Origin of the sequence: Bradyrhizobium sp. SSBR45G (assembly GCF_030159255.1) — a bacterium.
In the GTDB taxonomy this organism is placed as follows: Bacteria; Pseudomonadota; Alphaproteobacteria; order Rhizobiales; family Xanthobacteraceae; genus Bradyrhizobium.
The window spans coordinates 83,797-100,776 of record NZ_BSCT01000027.1 but is presented as its reverse complement, the minus strand read 5'-3'; the positions used below and the strand labels follow the sequence as shown (position 1 = coordinate 100,776).

General features: G+C 62.5%; 13 protein-coding genes. 7 read left to right on the top strand and 6 right to left on the bottom strand.

Translation table 11 applies throughout. The features are described from left to right. Positions 1–295 precede the first annotated feature (295 nt). The 7 genes from QQL87_RS26275 (at position 296) to QQL87_RS26245 (ending at position 8,560) form a co-directional block, all read left to right on the top strand. Positions 296–3,163, top strand: coding sequence for an ATP-binding protein (locus QQL87_RS26275; protein WP_284421904.1), 2,868 nt, complete (start codon positions 296–298; stop codon positions 3,161–3,163). 309 nt (positions 3,164–3,472) lie between these two features. Beyond that, positions 3,473–4,462: a helix-turn-helix domain-containing protein gene (locus QQL87_RS26270; protein ID WP_284421901.1), complete on the top strand. Its 990-nt coding sequence runs from the start codon at positions 3,473–3,475 to the stop codon at positions 4,460–4,462. Positions 4,463–4,615: 153 nt separating this feature from the next. Beyond that, entirely contained in the window at positions 4,616–5,437 is an 822-nt protein-coding gene (locus tag QQL87_RS26265) for an alpha/beta fold hydrolase (RefSeq protein ID WP_284421899.1), read from the top strand. 143 nt (positions 5,438–5,580) lie between these two features. Beyond that, entirely contained in the window at positions 5,581–6,081 is a 501-nt protein-coding gene (locus QQL87_RS26260) for a cytochrome P460 family protein (RefSeq protein WP_284421897.1), read from the top strand. Between the two features lie 385 nt (positions 6,082–6,466). After that, entirely contained in the window at positions 6,467–7,375 is a 909-nt protein-coding gene (locus QQL87_RS26255; RefSeq protein ID WP_502871222.1) for an alpha/beta fold hydrolase, read from the top strand. A 123-nt stretch (positions 7,376–7,498) separates the two neighbouring features. Further along, complete coding sequence (locus QQL87_RS26250; RefSeq protein WP_284421895.1) at positions 7,499–7,930, top strand: DUF6130 family protein; 432 nt, start codon at positions 7,499–7,501, stop codon at positions 7,928–7,930. A gap of 99 nt (positions 7,931–8,029) precedes the next feature. After that, positions 8,030–8,560: a Dps family protein gene (locus tag QQL87_RS26245; RefSeq protein ID WP_284421893.1), complete on the top strand. Its 531-nt coding sequence runs from the start codon at positions 8,030–8,032 to the stop codon at positions 8,558–8,560. A 130-nt stretch (positions 8,561–8,690) separates the two neighbouring features. Here the strand turns inward: QQL87_RS26245 and QQL87_RS26240 are convergent, their stop codons facing one another. The 6 genes from QQL87_RS26240 to QQL87_RS26215 all read right to left on the bottom strand — a co-directional run bounded on the left by QQL87_RS26240 (position 8,691) and on the right by QQL87_RS26215 (position 16,817). After that, entirely contained in the window at positions 8,691–8,840 is a 150-nt protein-coding gene (locus QQL87_RS26240; protein WP_250171828.1) for a hypothetical protein, read from the bottom strand. Positions 8,841–9,342: 502 nt separating this feature from the next. Continuing rightward, complete coding sequence (locus QQL87_RS26235) at positions 9,343–9,939, bottom strand: redoxin domain-containing protein (protein ID WP_284421889.1); 597 nt, start codon at positions 9,937–9,939, stop codon at positions 9,343–9,345. A 45-nt stretch (positions 9,940–9,984) separates the two neighbouring features. Then, a complete protein-coding gene (locus QQL87_RS26230; RefSeq protein ID WP_284421887.1) occupies positions 9,985–11,745 on the bottom strand; it encodes an MOSC and FAD-binding oxidoreductase domain-containing protein in 1,761 nt (586 codons plus the stop codon). A 156-nt stretch (positions 11,746–11,901) separates the two neighbouring features. Beyond that, positions 11,902–12,954, bottom strand: coding sequence for an alpha/beta fold hydrolase (locus QQL87_RS26225; RefSeq protein ID WP_284421936.1), 1,053 nt, complete (start codon positions 12,952–12,954; stop codon positions 11,902–11,904). 196 nt (positions 12,955–13,150) lie between these two features. Continuing rightward, a complete protein-coding gene (locus QQL87_RS26220; RefSeq protein WP_284421885.1) occupies positions 13,151–13,855 on the bottom strand; it encodes a hypothetical protein in 705 nt (234 codons plus the stop codon). 118 nt (positions 13,856–13,973) lie between these two features. Then, positions 13,974–16,817: an ATP-binding protein gene (locus tag QQL87_RS26215; RefSeq protein ID WP_284421882.1), complete on the bottom strand. Its 2,844-nt coding sequence runs from the start codon at positions 16,815–16,817 to the stop codon at positions 13,974–13,976. Positions 16,818–16,980 lie beyond the last annotated feature (163 nt).

Genomic DNA, 16,980 nt, shown 5'->3' with positions numbered 1-16,980 from the left:
GCCTCCGATGATCCGCAGGGTTCGTCCGGACATCTGGGGCGAATTCGATGGCGGGTACTTGAATGAACCTCCTCGGCTTTGTACGTTTCGCTCACTCGCAGACGCAAACGATGCAAAAATGCCCGCGCGACGCGCGGCAAGGAAGGCTTGTCCCTTTCGGGGCAACAAGCGCGCGATCGGTTGCAAAGTGTCGCAGGTCGATCGCGTAAGACGGACCTGTGATCGTTTGTGTCTTTGATTTTGACAAGCAGACATCTCAAGAATTGGCCGTTGGCGCCTTAGCGGGACATGCCGAATGATTCCTCAGGATCCGTTGTCGCAGGGGGATGAAGTGTCGTTCGGCTCGTTCGTAGTCCGGGTGAGTGAGCGGTCTCTGAGAAAGGGTGCGACGCCGGTCCATCTGCCTCCGCGCGCGCTGGATATTCTTCTTGTGCTCCTGCAGCAGGCGGGCAGCGTCGTCGACAAACATGATCTGATGGCGCGTGTCTGGCCGGACGTAACCGTCGATGCCGGCAGCCTGCGATTCCACATCGGCGTGTTGCGCAAGGTCCTGGGCGACGGAGAAGCCGGCGCCAGATTTGTCGCCACGGTGCCGGGCAAAGGGTACAGTTTCGTCTGTCCTGTATCATATCGGATGAGCGCAGAGGCAGACGATCGCAGTCGGGCTGTCGAGACGAACTATGGCCTGCCACCGCGTCTCAGCCGGATGATCGGCCGCGACGACGTGGTCGAAAAAGTCTGCGGGATGCTCCTCAAGGATCGCTTCGTCACCATTGTTGGACCAGGCGGGATCGGCAAGACGACGGTGGCCATAGCTGCTGCGCATCAGACGAATCCGCAGGTCGCCAGCGCCGTGGCCTTCTTCGACCTGGGGCCCCTGAACGATCCCATGCTCGTGCCGACGGCCGTGGCGTCGACGCTGGGTCTCATGGTTCAATCCGATGATCCAACGCCGGCAATCATCAGCTTTATCCACGACAAAAGCATGTTGCTGATCCTCGATAGTTGCGAGCACGTCATCACCTCGGCGGCGGCACTCGCCGAGCATATTTTTCAGCACGCACCGAAGGTGCGAATTCTCGCGACGAGCCGCGAGGCGCTGCGGGTGGAGGGAGAATATGTCTTCCAACTGCCGTCATTGGAGAATCCGCCCCTCGATGTGCAGACAGTCTCGGACGTGCTTGCGTTTCCGGCGGCGCGATTATTCATGGACCGCGTTCTCGCGAGTGGGTCATCATTTGAACTGAACGATGCTGATGCGCCGATCGTCGGGGAAATCTGCCGACGGTTGGATGGAATAGCGCTGGCGATTGAAATCGCTGCAAGCCGGGTGATCGCCTTCGGGGTCAAAGGAACGGCTGCTCTCCTCGATGACCGGTTCAGGCTGCTGGGCCAGGGGCGGCGCACGGCTTTGCAGCGTCACCAGACGCTGACAGCTGCGCTGGATTGGAGTTACGGTCTGCTCTCCGACAACGAATCGCTTGTGCTTCGGCGGTCAGCTGTCTTTGTCGGTTTTTTCTCGATGCGAGCCGTCATTGCCGTGGTCGGGCCGGATGATCTCAGCGAGGAGCTCGCGTTCGAGGCCGTCGCAAGCCTCGTCGACAAGTCGCTGATAGCGGTCGCTTCAGGGACATCGGAGGCGCGCTATCGTCTGCTCGACACCACGCGCGCATACGCCTTGTCGAAGCTCATCGATCGTGACGACGACAACGGCGTCTTCCAGCGACATGCCATGTTTTATCTGAGGTGGGCCGAACAGCACGAGAGTGTTCGGCTGACCGAGGCAGGTCGTGACGGGGCCTCCGCTTACGACCCTCACCTCGGCAACATACGTGCGGCATTGGAGTGGAGCTTTCTTCAGACCGAAAAGTCGATCGGTATTTCACTGACCGCTGCGACTGCTCCACTGCTGCTTGAGTCGTCGTTGGTCACGGAATGTCGCCGCTGGACAGAGCTGGCGATGGTCAATCTGGATGAGTCGAGCCGGGGGACGTCTCGAGAGGTGACCTTGCAGGCGGCGCTTGGCCTCTCGCTCATGTTTTCTCAAGGCAATAGTGAGGAGGCGAGGGCATCACTCGAAAGGGGACTTGAAGTGGCCGAGGACTTGGAAGATTTGCCAAGTCAACTGCAATTGATCGGTCGCCTTCATCTGTTTCACTATAGAACCGGAAATTTTCGCGAGGCTCTCAAATATGCCGAACGCAGTGAGGCAGTTGCATTGAAGATGAATGACCAGGGGGCGCTGGCGGCTGCAAGCTCCCTTCTCGGTGTCTCGCATCATCTCATGGAGGATCTCGAGAAGGCGCGTGGGTATCTGGAATCGGCCGTCAGGCACATACCCGCCTCAAAGCATGTCGATTCACTCCGTCTTGGTCTCGACTATCGAAACCGCGCTGGAATCTGCCTGGCGCGCACGCTCTGGCTTCTTGGATACGCCGACCGGGCGACCGAATTGGCTCGGCAGGTCTCGATCGAGGCCGGCAAGTTGAATCATCCGCTTACGCTCTGCATCGCGCTGATCTGGGCTGTTTCAGTCTATCTCTGGAACGGAGATTGGGAAAACGCGGAGCAGAGCATCGAGCGACTGATCGATCACGCGCGCAATCGCGCAATAGTCGCCTATGAGGCGGCCGGAATTGGCGTGCGAGGCTATCTCGCCGTCATGCGAGGTGACCACCAGGCGGGGCTGCCGATGCTGAGATACGCCCTCATCGAGACGCGCGCGCATCGCTATGAGCTGATGACGACAGCCTTCAAGAGTGCGTTGGCGGAAGGATTGCTGATGGCGGGGCAAGCGAGAGAAGCGCTTGACGCGGCGGACGACGCACTTGCTACGGTGGCGCGAAATGGAGACATGTTCAATGCCGCCGAGCTTCTTCGCATCAAAGGTCACGTGTTCTTGGCCGAAACGATGAAAGACATGCCCAGGGCGGAGGGGCTTTTCATTCAATCCCTCGAAGCCGCGAAGACATGCGGAGCCCGTGCGTGGGAGCTGCGAACGGCGACGAGCTTGGCCAGCCTGTGGCGCTCGCAGGGTAGGTTCGTGTCGTCCGTGGAACTATTGGAGAACGTCCTGGAAAGCCGCACCGAAGGCTTCGGGTGCCCTGATTTCATCAACGCCAGGAAATTGCTCAGCGATTGCGCCAGGCGCGTTGCGCCTTGACGGGGAACCCGGGCGGTCTACCGTCCCGAAGGAGACCCCTCACACAATCTAACACCCGTCTTTGAGCATTCTAACACGCCTCTCGGATGTTCTAACCCCCGGACTTGCTCAGGAATTGTACCTTGCAAGTGCCGAGCGACCAACACGAGAGTGTCCACATATGCAAAGGTTGAAGGATCCCCAGACGGGGTGCGCCCGCCAGTGTTCAAGCTGGCGGCTGCCGTCGCAGCGACCGTGCTGGCATCGCTGCATCATGCCGGCCCGCGCGCGCATCGAGATCGCCGTCCCCACCGATTCGGGGAGCCTGATATGAGCGTCCTCGATCAGACCGCCGCCGCAAGCCCAGGTTGGCCGGCGCACGCGTTTGGATCGGTTAAGACGCGCCGCACGCCTCCGAATCGTGGAGGCGCTGTGATAGCCCAGACGTCCTTGGACCGCGTTGATCTCTTCAGACAACTGGTCGTTCCGGCCGGCGAAGACGAGGTGGTGATCTCACACTTTTCAAGACGCCTGGCCGGACATGGCTCCACGGAATCGCAAGCCAGGAAAGCCGGCTATGCGGTCTGCGTGCACCTGGATGAACTCGCCTCATACGACGTGTGGAGCGACGAGAGGCATTGCGCCAGTGCTCCGCTCGCGGCAGGCACAATTCACATCAGCGACATGCGACACACTTGGCAGGCAGATATTCAGAGCTCATTCCAGGTTGCCAATTTCTACCTACCTCAATCGGCTCTCGACGAGGTCGCCGAGGGGCAGGGCTCACCGGGTGCGGGGACACTCCATTGTCCCATCGTGGAGACAAGATCGGACTCCGTCGTGACGAACGTTGCGATGGCGCTTCTGCCCGCTCTGATGCGTCCCGAACAGGCGAGCAAGATCTTTCTTGACCACGCCTGGAGAGCGCTGACGGCGCATTTGCTCAAAACATATGGATCGTCTGACGCGCGCCCGCAAATCGCCCGAGGCGGCCTTTCTCCATGGCAGGAGCGTCGGGCAAAGGAGATGCTGTTGGCAGACTTGAATGGCAATGTGACGTTGCCGGATCTCGCGCAGGCGTGCCGCCTGTCATGCAGTCACTTCAGTCAGGCATTTCGACGGACGGTGGGCTGTCCGCCACATCAATGGCTGCTATCTCAACGGGTCGAGCGATCGAAGGAATTGATGCTCAACAGCGATCAACCGCTCAGCGAAATCGCGCTCAATGCCGGCTTCGCCGATCAAAGCCATTTCACGCGCGTATTTTCACGCATGGTCAAGACGAGCCCCGCCGCCTGGAAGCGCGCGCAGGAAAGGTAAGTGCGTCGGGGCAAAGAAATGCTTTCGTCACAAGGAGCAGAGAATACGGAAAGAAGCTGTCGTTCGTTCGCTCAATGATGCGTCAGTTGTAAGGCAACTCGGGTCCCGGCGGCTTTTCGTCGAGGATCCCGACAAAACTCCACAGGAGCGGACATGAGCACCATCACGACGAAGGACGGTACGACGATCTACTATAACGATTGGGGTTCGGGTCGGCCGATCGTGTTCAGTCACGGCTGGCCGCTGAGCGCGGACGCCTTCGAGGACCAGATGTTCTTCCTCGCCTCGCGTGGCTATCGTTGCATTGCTCTCGATCGGCGCGGGCATGGCCGTTCGAGCCAGCCTTGGCAGGGCAACGATCTCAGCACCTATGCCGACGATCTGGCGACGCTCGTCGAGAAACTGGATCTGAAGCATGCGATCCATGTCGGGCATTCCACCGGCGGCGGCGAGGTGACCCGATATATCGGTCGGCACGGGACGGGCCGGGTGGCGAAGGCCATTCTGATCGGCGCCATTCCGCCGCTGATGCTCAAGACCGAAGCGAATCCCGGCGGCCTGCCGATCGCCGCGTTCGACGAGCTTCGCGCGAACGTGGCCGCCGACCGATCGAAGTTCTTCAAGGACTTGAGCCTGCCGTTCTATGGCTACAACCGATCCGGAGCGAAGATCTCGGAGGGAGTCCGTGAGTCCTTCTGGCTGCAGGGCATGATGGCCGGCTTTCCGGCGTCCTATTTCTGCATCAAGGCGTTCTCGGAAACAGACCTGACGGAGGACCTCAAGCGGTTCGACGTCCCCACTCTGGTCCTGCACGGGGACGACGACCAGATCGTTCCGATCGGCGCCTCGGCGCTGTTGTCGTCCAAGATCATCAAGGACGCGAAGCTCGTCGTCTACGAGGGCGCACCGCATGGCATGTGCACGACCCTCAAGGACCGCGTCAACGCCGAGCTGCTGTCGTTCATTCAAGGCTAGCGGCTCATGCGCCGGCGCCCGACGGCACGTTGTCGAAGAAGCTCCGCACGGGCTCAGCACGATGCACAAGGATCGCGTCGATGCGGAGCCCCTCGCATTCATAAGGCCATTTGCAGTTCGGCGGCACGACGATGGGACATGCGATGAACCGGGCGGCAAGGCTCGTCATTTCGATTGCGGCGACCGCGGGCGCCGTCTTCCTGCGATCCAGCGCGGCGCCCGGGGAGTTCGCGCTGTCACCGATCTTCGGCGTTGGAATTCCGCCGGACTACCGCCATTGGGAGTTGGTCGGGGTGGCGCACGAAACCGGGTTGGACGAGCTCCGGGGCATTGTCGGTAACGCGACGGCGATCGAGGCCTATCGGGCCGGAACGCTGCCGTTTCCGGACGGGTCGATCCTGGTCAAGCTGGCGTGGAAGCACGTCCAGTCGACGGAGTTCGAACCTGCGTTCGTACCCGGGCCCGCCACGACGGTCCAGGTCATGGTCAAGGACTCGAAACGATACCGCTCGACCGGTGGCTGGGGCTTCGGTCGCTTCATCGATGGCCGGCCGGTCGACGAGGCTCAACATCAAACCTGCTTTGGTTGCCACGCCGCGGGGGTCAAACAACACGACTTCGTCTTCACCCGACTTGCGCCTTGAGACTCGGTTGCCCCTAGGGCGCCGACAGCGTTTTCGGAATGATCCTGAGCTGTCCAGATCGTCTCATTCAATTCGTCAGCGTGGTGAGATCCATTTCGGACGCGTCGTGCTCACCTCAAGCGATGCCGGCATCATCTGAACTCCTCGCCTTTGCGCGGACGGTAAGAACAGACAATCGGAAAGAGTCGCAGGCAAGAGCAGATCGATCCTCGCGGGTAGTCTCTCCGGCATCGGCTGGCAAATGCAGATGGCGCGACGATCGTGCTGCCTGTCGGCGGTCGCACAAGCGCAACATCCCGGAGAAGCAGACATGATCAGACTGACACGATATATCAAGATCGCGGCTCTTGCCGCGTCCGTAGCTGCGCTCTCGCCGATCCCGGCGATGGTGTCCGGACCGGCGCAGGCCATGGACGCGAGCCCCATTCCGGTTACTCACTATCGGACAGTAAAGATCGACGACATCGATATCTTCTATCGCGAAGCCGGGCCTGCGGATGCTCCGGTCATCTTGCTCCTTCACGGATTCCCGACGTCGTCACACATGTTCCGCAACCTGATCCCTCAGCTGGCGTCCCGCTATCATGTGATTGCGCCGGACTATCCGGGCTTCGGCCAGAGCGCAGCTCCCGATCACAAGACGTTCGCCTATACGTTCGCCCACTTCGCCGACCTGATGGACGGTCTGCTGGGCAAGCTCGAGGTGAAGCGCTACGCGATGTACGTGATGGACTATGGCGCCCCGGTCGGCTACCGGCTCGCGCTGAAGCATCCGGAACGGGTGAGCGCGCTGATCATCCAGAACGGCAATGCCTACGAGGAGGGGCTCAAGACGTTCTGGGATCCGATCAAGGCCTACTGGGCCGACGGATCGCCGGCGCACCGCAAAGCGCTGGAAGTCCTGATGAAGCTGGAAACGACGAAATTCCAGTACACCGACGGAATGAGCGACGTCAGCCGGATCGATCCGGACAATATACTGCACGACCAGACCTTGCTGGACAGGCCGGGCAACATGGATATTCAACTCGACCTGTTCCACGACTACGGGTCGAACGTTCCGCTCTATCCGCAATTTCAGGCGTTCTTCCGGGAGCGCAAGCCGCCGACCCTGATCGTCTGGGGAAAGAACGACTTCATCTTCCCGGCAGATGGCGCGGGTCCATATCTGCGCGACCTGCCAGATGCCGAATTGCATCTGATCGACAGCGGCCACTTCGCACTCGAGGACAAGGCCGATGAGATGGTTCCGTTGATCCGCAGCTTTCTCGAACGGAAACTGCCGGCCTCGTGACGAGCGGCATACGCAGTAGTTCATCGGAGGCGCAGCACCAAGTCGGCACTGCGCCTGCAGATGCAGGACGTAAGCGGCCTTTCGGCGCGCTGGATCACTTTAGCTAACGCAAGGAAATCCAACATGGACGCCTCTTTCGACACGGACGCCAGGCCCGCCGGCAACGTGCCGTCGGTGACGCTCGACGCCGCGACGGCTCGCGATGTTCGCGGTCCGTCGGCTTTGCTTGCCCTCGATGATGAACCGCCTCCCAGGCTGATTGTGGATCCGCCGCTCGCCGGTCCTCTCGCAGCGGGAAAGGTCTTCATCCAATACAGGACGGAGAACCTGCGTGTGCTGCCGGTCTTCGGCACCGGAGCCCTGGACGTGTCGCCGAGGGTCGGACACGTGCACATCACGGTGGACGACGCGACCTGGCACTTTATCGACGCATCCGGCGAAACGGTTGTCGTCGTGGGCCTTGCTCCGGGCCCGCACCGCGTGCTGTTCGAATTGGCGGACCCGATCCACCGCGTGATCGACCGTCAAACGGTGCGGTTTACAATACCGGAATGATATCGGCCAAGGTATCGGACGTTCATCCAATACCCTTGTCGTCAGGCGTGAGACGATCGACAGCGCGGAGTAGTGGACAGAAACTGGAAGGGATCGAAGATGGATGCTGTGGAAACGAAGAAGCGCCGAGCCGCACCGCTGCAGACGCCAAGCGGCCTCGGGGCAAATGCTGTGCGCGACGTCTCAGGCGCGTTGACCGTACTGCTGGCGGACATGCTGGCGCTTTACCTGAAGACCAAGAACTTCCACTGGCATGCGTCGGGGCCGCATTTCCGCGAGGATCATCTGATGCTGGATGATCAAAGTGCTCAAATTCTCGCTACGACGGACGCCATCGCGGAGCGCGTGCGCAAGGTCGGCGGAACGACCATCAAATCCATTGGGCATGTCTCGCGCCTGCAGCGGGTCCTCGACAACGATGCGGAGTACGTAACGCCGCTCGATATGCTCGCGGAGTTGCGCGACGACAACATGCAGTTGATCGCACGGATGCGTGAGACCCACCAGCTCTGCGAGGAACACCGCGACGTCGCGAGCGCCAGCCTGCTCGAACCGCGGATCGATGAAGCCGAAGGTCGGGTCTGGTTCTTGTTCGAGAGCAGCCGCCGATCACAATCGTCCGCCGGCTAGAGCCAGACCGCAGCCAATTCAGCGAGGGGCACATGGTCATTCCGGCCTCGATGCTGGCGATCGGAGCCCCGGCCGAGGATCTGGAGAAGGTGCTGCGGCGCACGGATGCGCCCGCACCGATGGCTTCTAGCTAGTTGTAAAGCCGGCGCAGCGCCTTGATGGCCTCTCTTTGCTCGTCGATTTTCTGCTGAATCGCCTCGCGCAGTTCTTTGGATCGCAGACTGTTGCTATCGCGCTCGACCTCATTGAGTGCCGACTCGGCGGCGGCCAGGATCTTCATCGTCATCTCGATACCAGGCCATTCGCCTCGGGGTCATCGACATCCGAACGACAGCTGTTCGGCTAACGCCGCACTTTCCGGGAACTGAGAGATTGCGCCTTGAGGTAGCTCAAGTGTTCCGAGCCCGTTTTGAGACATTGATGCGGACGTTCGCGGGCGGCGACCCTTGTGGCATCACCCGGCCAGACGTGGACCCAGCATCACGAGCAGCCGGACCGCATCGTTGCTCTCTCGCCCCGACGCTATTCCTCGCCCGGAATGGCCGTCGGGTTGACCCGAATGTGCCGAAGTTGCTGCAGCGTGCCGCGCAGTGTCCGTCGAAGCGATTGCCTCAAGGCGGGTCTGGCGCGACTGACATCACCGATCCGCAAATAGACCGTTCGCTGAGTGAGCGCTCTTGCGCGTGCAGATGACGCCAATGCCGACGGTCGTTATAAAACGCCGTAGAGGGCCTCGGACCAACTCTTGAAATCCGGAGAGGCGTGCCGCTCTGGCGGCCCACTCAATCTTGTTCGTCCCGGGGCAGGGTGGAGGCTCCGCCGTACGGGTAGAACAGGTCCTTTCGACCCTGCTGCCATGCGGCTCTCAGTTCCGGCGTGGTGATGTCCCAGTCCGGTCTGCATTTCCTGCTGACGGCTCGCAGGTCCTGCCGAAGGTCTTCGACGGTGGGACGTCCGAAGAACCAGTAGCCTTTGTAGATCTTGTGAATGACACGGCCCGGCTCCAGCACCACGACGTGCGGAATCATCGGGTTATGGACGGGATCAGTATACTCGGCGATGTCGAGGTCCTTCTGCACGATCCGCCGGGTGTCGGACAGGAAGGGCCAGTGCGCTCCGACGCCGCTGCGATATTCGTACGTCTGGGTAATGTTATCAGTCGTGATCGTGACCAGCCTGCAATAGCCGACCTCCATCTCACGGTGGAGCTCGAGCAATCCTTCGGCCTGTCGCCGGTCTTTCGGACAGAAGCCGCCGCGACCGAGCACGACCACCATCGGATCCTGCCCCTGCAACTCGGACAGCTTCCGATGCTTTCCTGTGTGGTCGCTGAGCTCGTAGTCCGGAAACGTCGCTCCCGGCGTCATGTCGGATCGCATCTCAACCACTCCTCCACAATTTCGTGAAGCCGCAGCCCGCGGCCATTACAGATCGATCACGATGTCGCCCTCAGGATGGGCGCAGCAGATCAGCACGTTCCCCTCCGTCGGTGCATCGACGGGAGCCGGCTGATAGCCGACCGCCCCTGCCACCAGTCCGGTCTCGCAGGTGTGGCACACGCCGGCTCGACATGACCACCGCACCGGCACGTCGCAGGCCTCCGCGAGCTCCAGCAATGTCTTGGAGCGGGGGTCCCAGTGAACATTGAGACCGCTCCGGGCGAACGACACCATAGGTCCTGTGCCGGCCGGTCCCGCCGGCAGGTGCGGCGCCTTGCGCGGCGACGCGGCAATGCCCGGAGAAATCGACGGGCCGGCCCCGAACAGCTCAGTGTGAATGCGCTCCGGCGATACGCCGAGCGCCGCGAGGCCGGCGGTCAAGTCGCTCATGAAGCTCGACGGACCGCAGATGTAGAAGTCGCCATCGCGGGGAATGCCGATCTCGGCGAGGGCCTGCGTGGTCAACCGTCCTTCGGCGTCGAAATCCAACGTCGGTCGATCCCCAGGTCCTGGCGCGCTGTAGCAGATATAGCTGTGATGATGCGCAAGCGTCGCGAGCAGCTCGCGGCTCTCGGCGGCAAACGCATGCTCGCGGCCGTTGCGGGCTCCGTGCAACCACCAGACGTCTCGCGTCGAAGCTTCGGCCGACAGCGCGTGGAGCATCGCCAGCACCGGCGTCACGCCAATTCCCGCGCTGATGAGAACAACGGGCGCGTCGCCCGGGCGCAGCGTGAAGCTCCCGCGCGCCGCGCTTGCCTGCACGAGGTCGCCGGCACGGAGGTGCGTGTCGATGTAGGTGCCGGCCGCACCATGCGGCTCTCGTTTGACGCTGACGCGATAGACCGCGGCGCTCGGTCGCCCCGACAGCGAATAGCTGCGCATCAGCGCGGTCTCGGACGACGTTCCGAGGCGCAATACCACGAACTGTCCGGGAAGGGCGGTGGCGACAGGCTGACCATCGGCGGGCGCGAGCAGCAGCGAGGTCACATCGTCGCTTTCGTGTACCATGCGGTCCACGCGGAAAGAGCGAAACCCGGACCATGCCGGGGATGGGCCGGACGCCGGACCAAGTCCGGCGTTTCCCGATGCCGCACCACCCTCGTCCTTTTGGGTGAGCAGTGCCTCGAAGGAACGGCGCCAACCCATGCTCAGCGCTGGAATGCGCAGTGCGCGCTGCAGCTGTTCGCGGGGGTGACCGGGCAGATAAAGCAGCGCATCGATCTCGGACACACTCATGCGCTCGGGTCCGGAAGCGACCAGCGCGATCTCGTCACCGGCTTCGACGTCCCCTTCCTTGAGAACACGAAGGTAGAAGCCGGGCCGGCCGTGCTTCACCAGCAGTGCGGCCATGTCCGGCTCGTTCATGCGGATGCCGACCCGGTAACACGTCACCCGAGGCTGCGTCACCTCGAACAGAGCGCTTCCGATCCGGTAGCGGTCTCCGATGCACACCTCAGCATCGGGCAAGCCATCGACAGTGAGGTTCTCGCCGAACTGTCCGTAAGTGAAGTCGGAGCGACCGAGCTGTTGCTGCCAGTATTGGTAGGACTCATGCTGATACACCAACACGGCCCGGTGCTCGCCGCCATGGCCCGCGAGATCCCCCTGTCCGTCGCCTTCGATGTTGAGGCGGCGGACCTTGCACGGTCCGCTCACCGGCGCCTTCCAAATGCCGGTGTGGACGGTCTTGCCTTGCCAGGGGATGTCGCGTGGCAAGCCGACATTCACCGAAAGCACGCGTCCCATGAGGCTTCTCTCCGGAGTCAATGTCGTCATCCGAACAACAGCGGCGGACCGAACTGGATCAGCGCCAGGAGGATAGCGACGGCCAGTATCGCAATCACGATCGTTCTGCGCATGATATCGTCTATCCCTTTGCTCGTGCACCAACCCCGGCGCCGGCTAGACGCCGGCGGCGACGTCGATGATCGCATCGGCAAAGGCCTTGGGAGCCTCCTGCGGCAGGTTGTGTCCGATACCGCCCTTGACGGTGCGGTGCGCGTATTTCCCCGAGAACATCTTCGCATAGGCCGACGGCTCGGGATGCGGCGCGCCGTTGGCGTCGCCTTCCATGGTGATCGTGGGCACGCCGATGACGGGGGCTTGCGCCAGCCGCCGCTCGTCGTCGTCGTATTTCGCTTCGCCATCGGCGAGCCCGAGGCGCCAACGATAATTGTGGACCACGATCGCGACGTGATCCGGATTGTCGAAAGCCGCTGCGCTGCGCTCGAAGGTCGCGTCATCAAAGTGCCACTGCGGTGAAGCGAGCTGCCAGATCAGCTTCGAGAACTCGCGCCGGTACCTGTCATAGCCGTCGCGCCCGCGTTCGGTCGCGAAGTAGAACTGATACCACCACTGAAGTTCCGCCTTCGGCGGCAATGGCATCTTCCCGGCTTGCTGGCTGCCGATGAGATAACCGCTGACCGAGACCATGGCCTTACAGCGCCCGGGCCACAGCGCCGCCATGATGTTGGCGGTTCGCGCGCCCCAGTCGAAGCCGGCGACCGTCGCCTTCTCGATCTTGAGGGCATCCATCAAGACGATGATGTCGGTCGCGATGGCCGATGGCTGTCCGTTCCGGAGGGTCGCCCCGGACAGGAAACGCGTCGTGCCATAGCCCCGCAAATAAGGCACGATCACGCGATAACCGGCCGAAGCAAGGATGGGCGCGACATCGACGAAGCTGTAGATGTCATAGGGCCAACCGTGCAGGAGAATCACGGGCGGTCCGCCGGCAGGCCCGGCCTCGGCATAACCGATGTCGAGCAGACCGGCGTTGATCTGCTTCAGCGATGCAAAGGATGTATTGTTTCCCGGCCTGGCAGTTGTACCGGCTCTCGCCGACTGACCGGTCTCCGCGGTGGCAGTAGCGCTGAGCGAAAGCTGTGCCGCCGCCAGCGTCATGACTGCGCTGCCAAAGAAGCGGCGTCGACCATGATTGAGTTTGTCGGACATGGCATTCTCCTGTCTTCGTTGTTTCGCACAAGTCCCGCGCACGGAGGCGTCACTCCTTGTGTCCATCCAGCCGCCCAAAAAGTACGGAGCATTGCAGGGCGGCTCGCGACCAAATCTGCACCGAAGTCGGGCCGTTGGCTCGTTATGTCCTGTTAGACGTTGAGAGCAGGCACCCTGAACGCGTGTCTCGCGGCCGCTATTCGAAGGACGCGTCGAAGATCTCGACGTCGATCAGGACAGGCTTGGTGTTCACGGTTCCATCGGGTCGACGCGGCTGCGAGCGACGAAGGGTCGGCACCACGACGCCGTCGAAGCTCTCATGGGCCCAGGAGTAGTGCGCGACCTTCATGCCAAACAGATCGTGATCGGTCCGGCGCTGCAGGGCATTCTCGTCGAAGTAAAAGATCTGCTCGCCTGCAAAGGTGACGAGATTGGGCGGTAGTTGTGCACGCAGGCGCCGCCAGGTCTCGATGCCTTCCTTCCATGACGGCAGTTCCTCGACCAGGACATCGGGACGGGCGAGGAGAAAGGGCGTGGTCAGATAGTTCCAGATCGAGACGCCGCAGAAGAGGATGAGATGCAGTTCGTCTGCGAGAACCTGCGGGCCGGTGTCAAATGCGAGTTCGGGGTTGCTCCAGGCCTGCAAGACCTCGCCATCGACGGTTTCGATCGTGATCAAGTCCGGCTGAAACGAGCCGGACTGCTCGCCGCCGGTGATCCCGGTGAAGCGGACCGATTGTGTTCGTGTCGATCCCTCCGCGATGACGTCCTTGAATTCGCGGGCATGTCCTGCGTTCGAGAACAGCGTCCCACCAGCGGAAAGATGCAGCGTGAACCGGCTCAGGTTGTTCCAGCGTGCGATGCCGCCATTCGCGTCGATTACATCGTCAAGAAGAGCCATGTCTTGTCGTATCCACCTGGGAGCGGACCCACCATGGCGGGGCTCGGACGGCTTGGCGCGTTAGAAATTGTTAGGAGTTGCAAGGGACTCGACGCGGGCGATGCGCATGATGATGCGTTCAATCGACGGCGCCGAGGACATCCTTTGCTCGGGCCAGATCGCGGCTGGCGAGCCCCTCCTGATATTGTGCCACGAGCGGCGCCAGCATGCGGCTTGCCTCGCTGGCGCGTCCGGTCCGCTGCCAGATGCGGCCAAGGCTCAGCGCTCCGCGCAGTTCCCAGGCGAGGGCGCATTGCCGGCGCGACAGGGCGAGCGAGCTCGCGAGGCAGGTCTCGGCCTCCGCGTCGCGCCCCAATTGGGCGAGGATGTCCCCCCTGACCCGCAGCATCTCCGGCATGTCGAAGGATTCGTCGTGGTCGCCGATCTGGGCAATCGCCTCGTCGATCGTGCCCAGAGCTTCCTCGGGCCTGTTTTGCGACGCGAGACCTTCCGCGAGCGCCGTCGCGAAGACGGTGGTCATGATCCGGTGCCGCGTCGCATACAAGGTGGCCTGGCTGCGGCGCAGGTGCTCGATGCCGCCGTCGACGTCGCCGCGCTGCAGGAGAAGCAGGCCCTTCTGACCAATGCCGACCGCGTGGTAGGGGCCGAGGAAATGCCGCGCGGCATGGTCGATCAGCCGCTCGATCATGCTCTCGGCGCAGGCGTCGTCGCCGACCCACAAAAACACGTAGATCGTCCAGATCAGCGCAATGCCGAGCGTCAGCGGCTGTTCCAGCGCTTCGGCCTCGCGAACCGTGTATCGGGCCGCCTCGACGGCGCGATCGGGCCGGCCGGTGAGCCAGAGGCCGCGCGCCAACGCGACCAGCGCGACGATGCGGTCGTCATAGCCGAGATGCCCGATGTTCAGCCGCTGCGAGTTCGGGTTGTGAACCATCGCGCTTTCACAGAACTGAACGGCCTTGTCCTGATTGCCGATCAGGTGATGCGCCACGCCGAGCATCCATTCGACGTTCAGCGTGCTCGTCGGGTCGTTCAGTCTGCTGGCGACGCTCTCGCCCTGCTCGCCGATTGCAAGCGCTCCGTGAAAATCCCCGACGCGGGTCAGGTAGATGTGCAGTCCGCGCAACAGCCATAGCTGCCAGTGCAGGTCGTCGAGCTCCCGGGCGAGCTGCAGGCTTCGTATGAAGGCCGACTGGACCGCTTCGGTGTTGCCTTGCGCGAACATCACGGAGACGCCGAGCGCGGCCTGCAGGGTCATCTCCTGCCGCGCGTCGGCAGCGGCCGTGGCGAGCGACGCGAGCGCCTGCTGGGTCCAGCGGTAGCACTCCGTCAGCAGCGTCAGCTCGAGAAAGAACTGGGCCGCCGAAGCGGCCAGATCGATGCCGATGACCCGGTCGCCTTCCTCGGAGAAGCCCCAGGCCAGCGCGGCCCGCACGTTGGGCAGGTGATCTGCATAGGGCAGGAATCCACCTGCGCTCTGCAAGCCGTTGGACTTGAGCGAGATGTCGAGCAGGAAGTCGCGGAAATATTCGGCGTGAGCGCGCGCGACCCGCGGCGCTTCTCCATTCTCGACGAGCTTGTCCGCAACGAAGGCGCGGGTGGTGTCGAGCAGTCGATAGCGGAGCTTCCGCTGTGCAGGAGAGGTCGCGATCAGGGACTTGGAGAGCAGGTTCGAGATCGCTTCCATCGCCTCCGGCTCGCCGATGCTCTGGCATGATGCGACGGCAAGCGCGGCCTCGAGCGTGAACGGGCCGACGAACACCGACAGGCCGCGCAGCATGGCGCTTTCAGTCGCCGGCAACAAATCGTAGCTCCAGCCGAGCGCCGCGCTCAGCGTCTGGTGCCGGGGGATCGCGGTGCGTCGCCCGCGCCACAGCAGCGAGAAGCTGCTGTCGAGAAGCTCGGCCGTCCCGGCAATTCCGTAGGCGTTGACCCGGCCCGCGGCGAGTTCGATCGCCAGGGCGATGCCGTCGAGACGCCGGCATATGTCGGCAACGAGCGGCGCCTCGTCCTGGCTCAGCTCGAACTCGCTGAGGCTCTCGGCAATTCGCTCGACGAAGAGCTGGCTCGCGGGATAGGCCAAAATTTCGGCGACGCTGAGTCCGTCCTGTTGTGGCGGACAATCCAGCGGGAACAGCCGATAGACGCGCTCGCCCTCCGATCGGAGGGATTCCCGACTCGTTGCCATGACATGCAGGTTCGGCGCCTCGCGAACCAGGCGTTCGGTCAATGGCGCGAGCTCGTCGAGGAGGTGCTCGCAGCTGTCGAACACCAGCAGCATTGGCTGGCTGCGCAGGAACGTCAGCAGTCCCGGTATCGGATCCTCGGAATTGACGGTCAGGCCGAGTGCGCTGGCGATGCTACCGGGCACCAGCCTTGCATCGCTCACCGCGCCGAAATCGACGAAGCTGACCTGGCCTTCGAACGCCTCAAGCTGGCGATGCGCGACGGCCAGAGCGACCGAGGTCTTGCCGATGCCGCCCGGACCGACAATCGTGACGAACCGATGCAGGGAGAGCTCGGACGTGATCTTTTCAACCGCATCGTCCCGCCCGATCATCCTGGCGAGGGGCGCCGGAAGGAGGCGCACCGCCGAGGCGATCTCGGTCGGCTGACCCTCCGAGGGCGCAGGCCGCGACAGCGGCACCGCGAAACAATAGCCGCGTCCGGGCACGTTGACGACGTAGCGGGAGCCTTCATTGCCCTCGCCAATCGCCTTGCGCAGCGCGGCGATATGGAACCGCAGGCTGCCCTCGTCGACATTCACGTCGGCCCACACCCGCTTGACGAGCTCGCGCTTGTCGACGACTTCACCGGCCCGTTCGGCAAGACAGATCAGGATATCGAGCGCGCGGCCGCCGAGGTGAAGCGGAGCGCCGTCCTTCTCCAGCAGCCGCGATTTCGGAAATAGCCGAAATGGCCCGAAAGCGACGGCCGAATCCTGGTTGTCATTCTCTGCCACGCAATTCTCGTCCGTCGAACGTTTCGCACATTTGCGGAGGATTCTTCGAACCAGAAACCACAGTCCAGCGGCCTGCAAACCGACGGCATCGCCGTCGCGCCGCGACGATCATAACAAAATCTTGCAACGTCTAACGAGCAAAAATCGCAGGCCTCGTCCATTG